The organism is Glutamicibacter sp. NPDC127525 (assembly GCF_042672105.1).
GTDB lineage: Bacteria > Actinomycetota > Actinomycetes > Actinomycetales > Micrococcaceae > Glutamicibacter.
In genome coordinates, this window is sequence record NZ_JBHXVN010000006.1 from 163999 (window position 1) to 176329 (window position 12331).

General features: G+C 58.2%; 12 protein-coding genes, 2 pseudogenes and 1 riboswitch. Of the genes and pseudogenes, 7 read left to right on the plus strand and 7 right to left on the minus strand.

What is annotated here, in order from left to right; genetic code table 11:
• Window positions 1-95: 95 nt before the first annotated feature.
• Window positions 96-182 (minus strand): annotated as a pseudogene (locus ACFVHU_RS14905) (hypothetical protein); the annotation flags it as partial.
• A gap of 47 nt (window positions 183-229) precedes the next feature.
• Here ACFVHU_RS14905 and ACFVHU_RS14910 point away from each other — a divergent pair.
• Complete coding sequence (locus ACFVHU_RS14910; protein WP_388025086.1) at window positions 230-580, plus strand: hypothetical protein; 351 nt, start codon at window positions 230-232, stop codon at window positions 578-580.
• A 249-nt stretch (window positions 581-829) separates the two neighbouring features.
• Here the strand turns inward: ACFVHU_RS14910 and ACFVHU_RS14915 are convergent, their stop codons facing one another.
• The 6 genes and pseudogenes from ACFVHU_RS14915 to ACFVHU_RS14940 form a co-directional block, all read right to left on the minus strand.
• Window positions 830-1420 (minus strand): type II toxin-antitoxin system VapC family toxin, encoded by a 591-nt coding sequence (locus ACFVHU_RS14915; protein WP_388025088.1) that lies wholly within the window; start codon window positions 1418-1420, stop codon window positions 830-832.
• Complete coding sequence (locus ACFVHU_RS14920; protein ID WP_388025090.1) at window positions 1410-2240, minus strand: hypothetical protein; 831 nt, start codon at window positions 2238-2240, stop codon at window positions 1410-1412. Before ACFVHU_RS14920 ends, ACFVHU_RS14915 begins: the two co-directional genes overlap by 11 nt.
• 119 nt (window positions 2241-2359) lie before the next feature.
• A complete protein-coding gene (locus ACFVHU_RS14925) occupies window positions 2360-3199 on the minus strand; it encodes a hypothetical protein (protein WP_388025092.1) in 840 nt (279 codons plus the stop codon).
• A 506-nt stretch (window positions 3200-3705) separates the two neighbouring features.
• Window positions 3706-4257: pseudogene (locus ACFVHU_RS14930) on the minus strand (flavin reductase family protein).
• On the minus strand, window positions 4241-5281 hold the full coding sequence (locus tag ACFVHU_RS14935; RefSeq protein WP_388025094.1) for a methionine synthase: 1041 nt from the start codon (window positions 5279-5281) through the stop codon (window positions 4241-4243). Before ACFVHU_RS14935 ends, ACFVHU_RS14930 begins: the two are co-directional and overlap by 17 nt.
• 18 nt (window positions 5282-5299) lie before the next feature.
• A complete protein-coding gene (locus ACFVHU_RS14940) occupies window positions 5300-6292 on the minus strand; it encodes a DUF1852 domain-containing protein (protein ID WP_388025096.1) in 993 nt (330 codons plus the stop codon).
• A 123-nt stretch (window positions 6293-6415) separates the two neighbouring features.
• Here ACFVHU_RS14940 and ACFVHU_RS14945 point away from each other — a divergent pair, with 123 nt between their 5' ends.
• The 6 genes from ACFVHU_RS14945 (at window position 6416) to ACFVHU_RS14970 (ending at window position 12153) form a co-directional block, all read left to right on the plus strand.
• A complete protein-coding gene (locus tag ACFVHU_RS14945) occupies window positions 6416-7357 on the plus strand; it encodes a LysR family transcriptional regulator (protein WP_388025098.1) in 942 nt (313 codons plus the stop codon).
• 231 nt (window positions 7358-7588) lie between these two features.
• A riboswitch (SAM riboswitch) is annotated at window positions 7589-7679 on the plus strand.
• 88 nt (window positions 7680-7767) lie between these two features.
• The gene (locus tag ACFVHU_RS14950) at window positions 7768-9081 is read left to right on the plus strand and encodes an O-acetylhomoserine aminocarboxypropyltransferase/cysteine synthase family protein (protein ID WP_388025100.1); all 1314 of its coding nucleotides are present in this window, start codon (window positions 7768-7770) and stop codon (window positions 9079-9081) included.
• On the plus strand, window positions 9078-10295 hold the full coding sequence (locus ACFVHU_RS14955) for a cystathionine gamma-synthase (protein ID WP_388025102.1): 1218 nt from the start codon (window positions 9078-9080) through the stop codon (window positions 10293-10295). Before ACFVHU_RS14950 ends, ACFVHU_RS14955 begins: the two co-directional genes overlap by 4 nt.
• A 71-nt stretch (window positions 10296-10366) precedes the next feature.
• Complete coding sequence (locus ACFVHU_RS14960; protein ID WP_388025104.1) at window positions 10367-11236, plus strand: GyrI-like domain-containing protein; 870 nt, start codon at window positions 10367-10369, stop codon at window positions 11234-11236.
• 68 nt (window positions 11237-11304) lie between these two features.
• Window positions 11305-11760 carry a hypothetical protein gene (locus ACFVHU_RS14965; RefSeq protein WP_388025106.1) on the plus strand — a complete coding sequence of 152 codons (456 nt, stop codon included), beginning with the start codon at window positions 11305-11307 and terminating at the stop codon, window positions 11758-11760.
• A 45-nt stretch (window positions 11761-11805) separates the two neighbouring features.
• Window positions 11806-12153 (plus strand): hypothetical protein, encoded by a 348-nt coding sequence (locus tag ACFVHU_RS14970; protein WP_388025108.1) that lies wholly within the window; start codon window positions 11806-11808, stop codon window positions 12151-12153.
• Window positions 12154-12331 lie beyond the last annotated feature (178 nt).

A 12331-nucleotide genomic window follows, 5' to 3' on the forward strand; every position in this document is an offset into this window, starting at 1 on the left:
TCGACCAGCCAACCGTTCTTGCGGCTTCGACGACGCCGAGCCCTTCAGCCTCGATGAGGTGCAGGTTCACTACCAATGGCGAGGATTACTTCTTCTCAATTCAGCTTCTGTGAGTTTCCCTGGCTCTCTTTCAAAATCTTGTCCTTCCACGCTTTGAGTGCATTCGCATCGCGTGACAAAGTATCTGCCGTTACGAGGCCTTGAGCAAGAAGATGACTGAGATCGGCGGATGATCGGCCACATTTTCATGGATCATAGTGCCGAGTGCAACGAAAACATCGCATGGTTCAATTCCGCGGCGGGAGTGTGGAGGCGCATTGATCAATTGGCGAGTTCATTGAGCCTCCAATCCGTCGAGGTAATCAAAAACCGGGCTCGTAGAATCTGCTACGTTCCTGCAGAGGCTCTCTTGCTCAATCAGAAATTCGCATGGTCAGAACACGTCAAGCCTGCCCTTTCGGCCCTTAATGAGGCGTTGCGCGTGATGTTCAAAGATCACGATTTGCTTATGGTCAACGCCAAAGATCTTCATGAAATCAGCTTGAAACAATTGCGAACCATCGTTTTGCGAGTCGTGTAAGCCCACCGTTTTGCAAAACGTGCAACATTTGTTCGCGGCTCGCCAAACCTCGGCTTTCGATCAGCGGTGATTGGGTTAAGCATGCCAGATGACCACCGGATATTCGCATTATTGGGTGCTTCCCTTATTGGCTATCTACGTCAGCGGATAGTGGCCTCAGACGACGAGTCTATGGGGAAAACAAGACTCAAGGCGACTGTTGCCTAGTAATTAGAATTCTCGTGTTTGTCTGTACACACCCCTGCAACATTAACCTTTATATTGCTGCAGGTCATTATTGAACTTTTTGAGGACGCGCGTCTTCTCTTCATTCTCATTTTCTGCGAGCACGTCGAATAGAGTTCTTGAATTTGTCGCCACATCTGTTGGTGGTTCTAAGATTCGGAGACCGTTAACCAGTGGATTACCATCTAAGCTGAGCACGTCGCTGTCCCATGAATAGAGAGTCGAAGCTTCATGGATCGCTGCACTGGCAACTATCAACATGTCTGGTGCTTTGCGCTGTTCCTGCCGAGCCAACTTCGCACCGAGCAGCGCGACCCGCTCATCATGCTCAAGTACTACGTGCCCAAGCCCTCTGAAGTACTTGTCGATACATTCCTTACGCGCCTGGCGCTTATTGAAATCTAGATGCGCGCCCAACTGCGTTGAGGAATTAATCTCTACAAGAACAATTGGAAGCAGCCCAGCCAAGTACTCGCCACGGTCAACAGCTTCAATCAGCCTAGCGCTTCGCCGAGCTCTGTCCATATCGACGTTGTCTGCACGGGCATGACCAGCATACAGCGCATCAACATAAACGCAGGTGTCGATCACAATAAGTTCTTGCCTACTCTTCATCGCGGAGCCTCCTCTGGAAATCTACCGAGTCAACGCGCCGCTCATCATCGGTCCAAAGGCCTTTGATCAGCTCGATGCTAACGATTTCCCTGTCTGGCAAGGTCTCAAAGTCATGCATGATAAGCAGGATCTTCTTGCCCTGTTTATTCCTTTTCAGATCTCCCCACACGCGTAGTCTTGACCCAGCAACTTCTTGGATGGTGAGGCCGGAGTCCGATGTTAGCCGGACTTGCACGCGATTCCTAGAAGATTCGTCTTGAATGGTGAGCATCTCAGTGCCAAAGTCATCTTTCCATCCAACGACATGGCCGGTTACGCTTCCTCGTGAAAGTGGCTGTTCCTGTGACAATGCGCGCTCAACGATTCGGCTAAATTCTTCGTCGACGGACAACTTGTGGCCGGTGTCGCCAATCCAAAAATCAACACCTTCGGCACCGGAGATTCGGTCAAGCTTTGTTACTCTCCGAAGGGCCGACAGCATGTCGTAATCCCAGCTGTCAGGCACTTCGCCCGCATTTTTGAAAGCCTCTAATCCTTCTGCGACTTCGCCAATGACTCGGTTTCCGGTGTCGGCCCAGTCTGTCCGAGGTTTGAAGCCGGCAGAAATACTGTTCAATGCGAGCCTAGCGACCACCCAAACTGGTTCGCCATCGTCTGGAAGTAACGCTTTTGAGGACGCCTTCAGTAAGTCATGAAGCGAACGAGCTACGGCTTCCAAGGCTTCTGCTGAGATTTTGTCCGGGTCACCACGCAAATGGACACCGAGGGTAGGGGACGCGTTAGCTACGCTCCCTACTTGAAATTCCTCGTGTGCTTCCATAGCGATTAGCGTACACAACAGGACCCACGGTTAGACAGGGACTTTCAATATGACGGATCATTGGATCAAGGTGCAAACGTGGATTTATGTCCTCTGGCATGGGCGAAAAGTCTGAAACGTTATGGGAGGGTTCCCGTAATCCATCCGAAAATGAAGGCTCCAACAATGCCGATCGCTAATGATCCTAGGACGTTTGAAAGTTTTCGCCTGATTATTCTTCGACGATTTTGTTCGTCGGAGATTTGTAGAGTAGGAAATAATAGGTATCTGTAGATCGAGTAGACCAGAGCGACGCCTAGTACGGTATATTCGATGGCTCGACCCACAGGATTAGTCGCATTCTCGCCATTGATCGCGAAGGTTATTACCCCGGCGAAAATCCACACGAGCAAGGGAAGCCATGTAAAGTGCGTCCAATGTGTTCTACTGCTGACTCTCGATAGTTCACGTGGAATGATTAAACTTGCTTGGTCGTAGAGTTGCATGTTTCCAGTAACCAGTTCAACTGATATGCCGGAGAAATCACTAAATTTGACAGTGATTGCTGGGTGATAGATTGATCCACTGGGCCTGACATCGATCGATGAGTAATTACTGAAAATATTCTCCTCAACGATTTCAACAGCTGTCCCCGTGTATCGTACAACTCGTCCGCGAGACGTTGTCAGCGTAGCGGACATCTGGCAACGAGCCTCTGCGATTCTGGTTGCCTCTTCGTACCTCTTGCGAGCTTCGGGAAGTGCTTTCTGAGCATACGAATTCGATTGCGTTTTTGGAGACGCAGCCTCTGATTCGAGCTCCTTCAAATGGTTTCTTTCATACTTTGTAGAGTCGGCGATAAAGGCCAGGCGGTTTACTTCGTCTAGATCGCGCATGGCCTGAAGAAAATTGGCCAACTGTTGGCCAGTGGTGCGGAGGGTATAACGTCGAAACGTTTCTGAAATGTAGCGTGATCCCATGCTGGTATTTTACCGAGTAATGTCTACTTCCCGCGGAAACAAAAATACGAGACAGATTAGGAGATACGTGTGTTGTGAAGCAGCAACCGCAAGGAAGGACTACCAGATAACTAGGTAGACATCAGAGCGCGCAATACTATGGCGCGGCCGAAATGCCTGTACCAAATTCTGCAAACCAGCCAACCGAGCTGGTCAAGTTCCTGAGACGCGATCAGTGAATATTCCTCAATACCTTCAAGCTGCGACAGCATGGGAAATCCTCTTCTCATGTGCGTCCAAGACCATCTGAGGATTCAACCCACCATAGGCTGTTTGTGGACCTCTTCGGTTGAACCAGGTCTCGAATTTGACGGCTTCGTGGTAGCCGGGGTGGTACTGCTCTTAGCCCTCGGCAGCGCGCTCGTGGTTGCTCTCGGCCGTCGAAAGTCGACCAAGCACTGACGCGATGAGGTGTTATTCCAACTGAACTTGTTCGATCGCCGTTATGAGACGGCGGCCGAACTTTTTCAATTGTTGATTTGTGAATTTACATCCAACCGGTGCCAGGAGCGGTTGTGATACACCAAACCGTCGCTGGGGTGGCCAGGTTCGCTGTCGCGTTCAATGTGCGACTGGAGCGCCCGGGCCACAAAAACGGTGGATGTGCCCGCCTGGACTCGTTGAATGACCTCGCAGCGCACCCAAGCACGGACTCCGTCAAATACCGGTTCGCCGGAAGCCAACCGGGTCTACGTCGGTGCTTGCGCAAAGCGGTCAGTGCCGCTGGTTGCACCGAGTTTCGCTACCTCGATGTCGTGCACATCAAGGCTTTGAACGACCAGCGTTGCTGCCTTGGTCAGTACTTCTGCTGCTGAGGACAGCGCAGAAATCGAGAAGACGAGCAATGGCGGATCAACACTGATCGAAGCCACGGACGTTGCCGTGAGGGAAACTGGTCCGTCACCGGCATCGGCGGTAATCAGGCTGACGCCACCGGGGTGCCCGCGGAAGATCGCTTTGAAGTCTTCCGCGGGCAACGATGGTGTCGCCGATTCTGTCACTTCAGAGGCGGGCACCAATAAGCTCCTCGCGCAGGATGCTAGCCCCTGCGCTGAGCGCGCTGAGCTTGGCCAGAGCCACATCGCGGCGGAACGGCGCCATGCCGCAGTTGGTGCTGGCAATTAGCTTGTCGGCATCAACAAATTCGAGTGCATTGCGCAATGTCTGTGCAACTTCTTCGGCGGTCTCCACGGCGTCATTGGCCACGTCGATAGCCCCGAGCATCACTCGCTTACCGCGGACCATTTCGACGACCTCAAGCGGGACATTCGAATGGTGGGATTCCAGCGAAACGGTGTCGATGGAGGAAGCCTGCAACAGCGGGAAAGACTTCTCGTAGTGGCTCCACTGGGCTCCGAGCGTCGCCTTCCAATCATTGTTCGCCTTGATGCCGTAGCCAAAGCAGATATGAACGACGGTCTCGGCTTTGAGTCCCTCGCATGCCCGCTCCAAGGCGGCGATGCCCCAGTCGGCCACTTCGCCAAAGAAGACGTTGAACGCAGGCTCGTCGAACTGAATGACATCCACCCCGGCGGCTTCAAGTTCGCGGGCTTCCTGGTTCAGGATGGTCGCGAATTCCCAGGCCAGCTTCTCGCGGCTGCGGTAGTGCGCATCGTACAAGGTATCAACCATGGTCATCGGGCCAGGAAGAGTCCACTTGATCTGCAGGTCGGTCAGCGTGCGCAGGAACTTCGCATCCTCAACGAATACCGGCTTTTCACGTTCAACGGCACCGACGACGGTGGGGACACTGGCGTCATAGCGGTTGCGAATGCGCACTGTCTCGCGCTTCTCGAAGTCGACACCGCTCAAGTGCTCAATGAACGTCGTGACGAAGTGCTGGCGGGACTGCTCTCCATCGGAAATGATGTCGATGCCGCGCTGGGTCTGTTCGAGGACCGCAGCACGCATGGCGTCCTGTTGGCCTTCGCGCAATTGCGCGCCCTCAAGCTTCCATGGGGACCAAAGCTTTTCAGGTTCGGCAAGCCATGAAGGCTTGGGCAGGCTGCCGACAATCGATGTGGGGATAATCAGAGAAGTCATGAGTTATCTTTCAGATTCTTAGGCGACAGGAGTCGGGTAGGAGGAAGACCACTGATCGAGCAGCTCGCGGTTCGGAATAATGAAATGCTCTTCGGTGAACTTCCCTTGGATCTTGCCTAGCTGGGTTCGTTCTTCGCGGTCATAAAAAACGCGGGTAGGGGAGAAGTCCTGGGCGCCGAGACTCGGGTGGTACACGGCAGGAGCCACAGAATTGGCATTATAGATCTCGGGGCGGTAGATCTTCTGGAAGGTCTCCATGGTGCTGATCAGGCTGATCAGCTGCAGATTGGTGTAGTCGTTGAGCAGGTCACCGCGGAAGTAGAACGCCAGCGGTGCCACGGCACCTGGCGGCATGAAATAACGCACGCGCAAGCCCATTTTCCCGAAGTACGCATCGGTCAATGAATTTTCATCTTGCTGGTACTCCAAGCCGAGCACCGGATGGCTGTTGCCGGAGCGGAAATAGGTCTTGGAAGTCGAGACGCTGATGCAGATCACCGGCAGCTGGGCAAAACGTTCACGGTATGCCTGTGAGTTCAAAAAATGTTGGAAGAGCTGTCCATGGAGATCACCAAAATCTTCTGAAAGCACCGGAGCTCCGCTGTCATTACATGAGGCAGGAAGCACCACACTGAAGTCATAGTCGCGGACGTACGACGAAAAATTATTGCCGACTATTCCCTGGGTTCGAGTGCCTAGGAGTTTATCCACGATCGTGGTTTCAAGGACTTCTAAAAGGGGAAACTTCTGGTCTATATTATCGGCAGTGAAATGCACATTGGCAGAAATGATTTCCAATTCCAACGCATAGCGGTCTCCCTGGGGATTGTCCCAGTGAGACAAGGAATTGAAGCGGCGGTTGATCATTGTTAAAGCGTTGTTCAGGTTCTCTGCGCGGCGCTCTCCACGTGCCAAATTGGCGAAGTTCGTGGTGGTTCGCGAATTTGCTGAGGGGGTGTAATTCTCATCGAATTTAGTGGTGCTAATGCTGAAGGTCAACGCGTCTGCCATGATGGCCAATCTGTTTCTTTGGGGGCCGTGGTGGGCCGAGGGGAAGTCGATGCGTCAATCATGCAGGGAGATTCTTGATATCGGGTAACTCGATATAACTATGGATTCATATAGACTCTGGCTATGGTTCAGGGAACGAATGGTCTGACACTGCAGCAGCTTCGCTATTTTGTGGCGGTCGCCTCGGAGGGGTCAATCTCGGCCGCCGCCGACCTCATCTACGTCGCACAGCCCAGCATGTCCTCAGCGATGAAGGAGCTTGAATCACGGGTGGGGCGCACCTTGCTGATGCGTTCGGCCAGGGGAGTGACGCTCACCGCCGAAGGCGCAGAATTCCTCGGCTACGCCCGGCAGGTGCTCGAGCAAGTGGAGCTTCTTGAGCATCGCTATCTCGGCCGCCCCTCGGCCCGGCGGCTGCTGGGCGTCTCCACCCAGCACTACTCCTTCTCGGTAGACGCTTTCGTGAGGATGGTGCAGGCCAGCGGGGCCGAGGAGTACCAGTTTTCGCTGCGCGAGACCCGCACCGAAGAAATCATCGAGGACGTGCGCACGCTGCGCAGCGACATCGGGATCCTGTACCGCAACGACTTCAACCGGAAGGTCATCGACAAGCTGCTGCGCGAATCCCGGCTGGTCTTCCACCCGCTGTTCCTGGCCGATCCGCACATTTTCATCTCGCGCAGCAACCCGCTGTCCACGCGGACCCAGGTCACGCTCGAAGACCTGGAAGACCTTCCGCGGCTGACTTTCGACCAGGGCGCGAATAATTCCTTCTACTTCGCCGAGGAGGTGCTCTCCACGCGCTCCAGCCAACGTGAAATCCAGGTCTCGGACCGCGCCACCATCTTCAACCTGATGATCGGCTTGGGCGGGTACACGATCTCCACCGGCATCATCAGCGACGAGCTCGATCCCTCCATCGTGGCCATCCCGCTGGCCATCGAGGAGCGCATCGAGATTGGCTGGATTGACCACGCCGCCATCCCGCTCACCGACCAGGCCCAGCGCTACCTGCAAGAAGTCCGCACGGTGGTCGCCAGCTTCGGGGTAGAAGTGCTCGGCTGAGCCACCAGCAGCGTAACGCCCGGTCATCGAGTACCGGCACATCGTCACAAACTCCAGGAAAAACCGCGAAACCATGCGGTTTTTCTCAATTCTGCGCGTCATAAAAAGGTTCAGGCCCCCGCGTCATCATGACAAGGCGACGACATATGAAGCGTGGCGGCCTTGTATGAAGCCGGGCGCCGGATACCGCTTGCACCGTTTGCGGCGGATAGCCAACCATGGAAGAACAACAAACCATCAAGAGCGGCTGAGAGATCTGGCTCGAAGACGTCGCAGCAACCATCGGGAAACCGAAAGGTGCTACCGCCAGGAACGATGGAGCAGTTCCGAACGCGTTTTTGCGTACTGTGCTTCGTGCCGCCGCACGATGCCAATCGGTGCACTCCCTCGCAGAGAATCGAGGAGGAGCCATGAGCCAGGAAACCGACGCGGTCCACGCAGGGTACCGCCCGAGCGGAGACTTCCGCCCGATGCTGCCACCACTGCACAATTCCGCGGCCTACCAATTCCAATCGCATGCCGAAGCGATCGAGAAGTTCGCCCTGCGCCAGGCCGGCTTCACCTATTCGCGCACCGGCAACCCGACCGTTTCGATTCTCGAGCAGCGCGTAGCCGCCTTGGAAGGCGGGGCCCACGCGGTGGCCACCGCCACCGGGCAAGCCGCCGTGGCCCTGTCCCTGCTGGCCCTGACCCAGGGACCCAAGCACATTGTGGCCTCTTCCTCGCTCTACGGCGGCACCGTGGACCTGTTCACCGACACCTTCGCGGACTTCGGCATCCGCATCAGCTTTGTCGACCAGGCCGATCCGTCCGCCTGGGCCGCTGCCATTGAGTCGGACACCCGGGCGTTCTTCCTGGAGTCCGTCTCCAACCCGCTGTGCACCGTGGCCGACCTGCCCGCCATCGCGGCCATCGCCCACGAGCACAACATCCCGGTGGTGGTCGACAATACCCTGGCCACCCCGCTGAATATTCGGCCTCTGGATTTGGGTGCCGACATCGTGGTGCACTCGGCCACCAAGGGCCTGGCCGGGCACGGCTCGGTGCTCGGCGGGGTCGTCGTGGACTCGGGGAAATTCGACTTCTCCGATGCCGCCCGCTGGCCGCAGATCGCCGCCCCGCGGGTGCGGCTGAACAACACCTCGCTGCTTGAGCGCCACGGACCGGCCGCCTACGCGATGCTGGTGCGTTCCAAATTCCTGCACGATCTGGGCCCGACCCTGGCCCCGGCCAGCGCCCAGGGAATCCTGGCCGGAATCGAGACCCTGCCGGTGCGTGCCGCCCACGTGCAGCGCAGCGTCACCACCCTGATCGAAAAGCTCTTAGAGCACCCGGGCATCGCGGCCATCCACCACCCGTCCCTGCCCGGCCACCCGAGCCACGAGCTGGCCCGGACGCTCACGCCCAAGGGCACCGGCTGCGTGCTGGCCATCGAGCTGGCCCACCCATCGCTGGTTTCCCCGGTGATCGACGGGCTCAAGCTGATTTCCCTGGCCGCGAATGTGGGGGACACCCGCACCATGGTCTCCCACCCGGCCACCATGACGCACTGCCGGCTCTCCGAGCAGCAGCTGGTGGCCGCGGGCCTGAACACCTCCACCCTGCGTCTGTCGGTCGGTCTGGAAGACCCCGCCGATCTGCTCGCAGATATCACCCAATCGCTGGACCTTGCATTGGCCGCAGCCCAGGCCACCGCCGACACCAAGGAAGTGAGTTTCGCATGAGCGGCTTCAACACCCTCGCCGTGCACGCCGGCCAGCACAAGGACCCGCACACCGGTGCGGTGATCCCGCCGATCTACCAGACCAGCACCTTCATCCAGGACGGCATCAACGTGCTGCGCGCCGGGCACGAATACTCGCGCGGCTCCAACCCGACCCGCAACGGGTTCGAATCCCAGCTCACCGCGCTGGAAGGCGGCACCGCCGGCTTCTCCTTCGCCTCGGGGATCGCGGCCGAAGACGCGCTGCTGCGCGCAGTACTGGCGCCAGGCGATCACATCGTGCTGGGTGCCGACGGCTACGGCGGCACCAACCGGCTGATCTCCAAGCTGCACAGCAAATGGGGGATCACCTCTTCCGCGGTGGACATCACCAACCTGGATGCGGTGCGCGCCGCGGTGTGCCCGAACACCGCGCTGCTCTGGGTGGAGACCCCCTCCAACCCGCTGCTGGGCATCGCCGATCTGGCCGGCTGGGCTGCCATCGCCCGCGAGCACGGCGCCCTGCTGGTGGTGGACAATACCTTCGCTACCCCGTATCTGCAGCGCCCGCTGGATTTCGGCGCCCACGCGGTGGTCCATTCCACCACCAAGTACATCGGCGGGCACTCCGATGTGCTCGGCGGGGCCGTCATCGTGGCCGATCACCTGCACCGCGGGCAGAGCCTGGCCGAAGCCGTGGGCTACCAGCAGTTTGCCGGGGGCGCGGTCTCCGGACCGCAGGATTCCTACCTGGCCGCCCGCGGCTTGAAGACCTTGGGCCTGCGCATGGAACGCCACGGGGCTACCGCCTCCACCCTGGCCCGCTGGCTCGATGACCAGCCCGAGGTCACTCGCGTCTACTACCCGGGGCTGGAACGCCATCCGGGCCACGAGCTGGCCAAGTCCCAGTCCGCGGCCGGCCGCGGCTTTGGCGGGATCCTCTCATTGCAGCTCTCCGATGAAGCCGCCGCCCGCGCCTTCGCCCAATCCATGGAGTACTTCCAGCTCTCGGTGTCCCTGGGCGGGGTGGAATCCCTGGTCTGCTATCCGCGCGAAATGACCCACGCTTCGCTGATCGGCACCGAGCTGGAAATCCCGGCCAACCTGGTCCGCCTCTCGGTGGGCATCGAGGAAGCCGACGACCTGATTGCCGATCTGGAACGCGGCCTGGCCGCCGCCCGGGCGACCCAGCGTGTTGTGAGCCCGGTACGCGAAAGGGCCCTGGAAAACGCCTGATCGCATCGAACCGCGATTATCGGGCGGCGTGCCCCTACCCTGAAGAATAGTAGTTGGGGAAGGGTGGAGACATGATCGGAATTCTCAATCGGCTCATCGCGCATATCGAGGCGCACCTGCGCGCCGAGATCAACCTCGCGGATATGCTGCGCGCCGAAGGCACGACCGAATACCATGTGCGGCGGATGTTCTCCTCGCTGTCCGGCATGCCGGTCTCCGAGTACATCCGCCGGCGCCGCATGACCCAGGCCGCCGCGGATCTGCTCACAGGCGAGGACCTGCTGAGCATCGCGATCCGCTACGGCTACGGTTCGGCCGAAGCATTCGGCCGGGCCTTCCGAGCGGTCCACGGCGCGTCCGTGGCCGATGTCCGCGAGAATGGTGGCCCCCTTCGAAGCCAACCAATCATCAGGTTCAGCCTGACCGTCGAAGGGAATCGTCCCATGGATGCACGAATAGTTGATCGAGAAGAATTCCAGCTCATTGGATATGCCACGCAGGTACCGCTGATTCACAACGGTGCCAACCCGCACATCCAAGCCCACATCGCCTCCATCCCGATAGCCGAGCACGCCCGGCTTAAGGCGCTCTCGGCCGCCGAACCGGCAGGCTTGCTGCAGGTCAGCGACCAGGTCGACCCTGACTACCGCGAAGGAACCGAGCTGACCTACCTGCACGGTGTTGCCGTTCCCGGTGGTTCGCCCGTGCCGCATGATCTGGATTCCATCCAGGTTTCCGCAGGCCACTGGGCGGTGTTCAGGGTTTCGGGCCCCTACCCGGCGGCATTGCAGGAGCTCTGGGCCTCCACCGCCACCGCGTGGTTCCCGTCCAATCCGTGGCGCTTACGCGAGGGACCGTCCATTGTCGCCGTGCTCGACCGGGCCGCGGATTTCAGCACCGCCACCTGCGAACTATGGTTGCCGGTGGAAGCCGACCGCTAGCCACCGGTTTTCCACACTTCGTCCCGGCATGCCCCGTAGATCAATTGCTGCGGGGCATGCTCGTTTCCATGAGCACAGCAACAGCGAAAGCACTCAAGGATCTAGCCGAGGCGGCCCAACTTTTCGCCTCGGCCACCGAGGTGCTGAGCGCCGGGGATCTACCCGCCGGCCACGCCGCATTCTTCGCGCTGCTCACCGAGCATCTGGCCCAGCAGCAAACCCGCGCACAGATCCAGGCGGCCCACGCCCTGCGCCGCACCGGCGCCCACAAACTCGATCGGGCTTCCTTTCAAGCCATCACCGACGCCGGCACCAACCCGACGATCGAGCAGATCGAGGCCGCGGCCGGTCACACCACCGCCGGCCGCACCCATTTCAAAAAGCCGTTGGATGTGCTGGCCAACTGGCTGAACCTGCTATTATCCAGGGCCCTCGACCGCCTGAATCAGGTGGATAATCTTATGGCCCAGATCAACGGCGCCGGTGAACGTAGAAATCCACGCCTTCCGGCCCTCGCCTGGTGAACAGCTCAGTCCGGCAAATTCATGCAGTCCGCAAGGATCAGGACGATGACAACTTCTCACTTAGCAGCAGAACTGCGTGGCGGTTACATAACTGAACCTGTCACCGCCCGCAAGTACATCAAGGTCGCGGTGGATCATTCGATCTTCACAGCATGTCCCGAGAAAGCATTGCTCGGTGAATTCGGCGTCTATAAGCCCGGGCTGAGCCGCGGCCCGAGTTCCTGCTTGGTCAAGATGTTGCCTTCCCAGGCGCCAATGATGGACTCTTTGCGCGAGGCGATGAGCAATCCCACAACCATGGTTGGCAACCGGGATCTTCTACGAGACAAAGCCGCAGGACTTTTCACCGAGGCGCAGCCGGATTGGGACGACAAGTCCAGCATGCCCGATTAGCATAATCCGCTGTTTCCGCAGCTGGCGACGCTAACGCTTCCACCGTATTCACAGACTTCCTTCTACCCAGATAGCCCGATGTGGCCACTAGTACATCTGTTTGACGAAAACCGTGGATATGTCATACGTGTCCTGGTAGAAATGGCATATAACAGTCGCTCTTATTGTCGGTGGCATC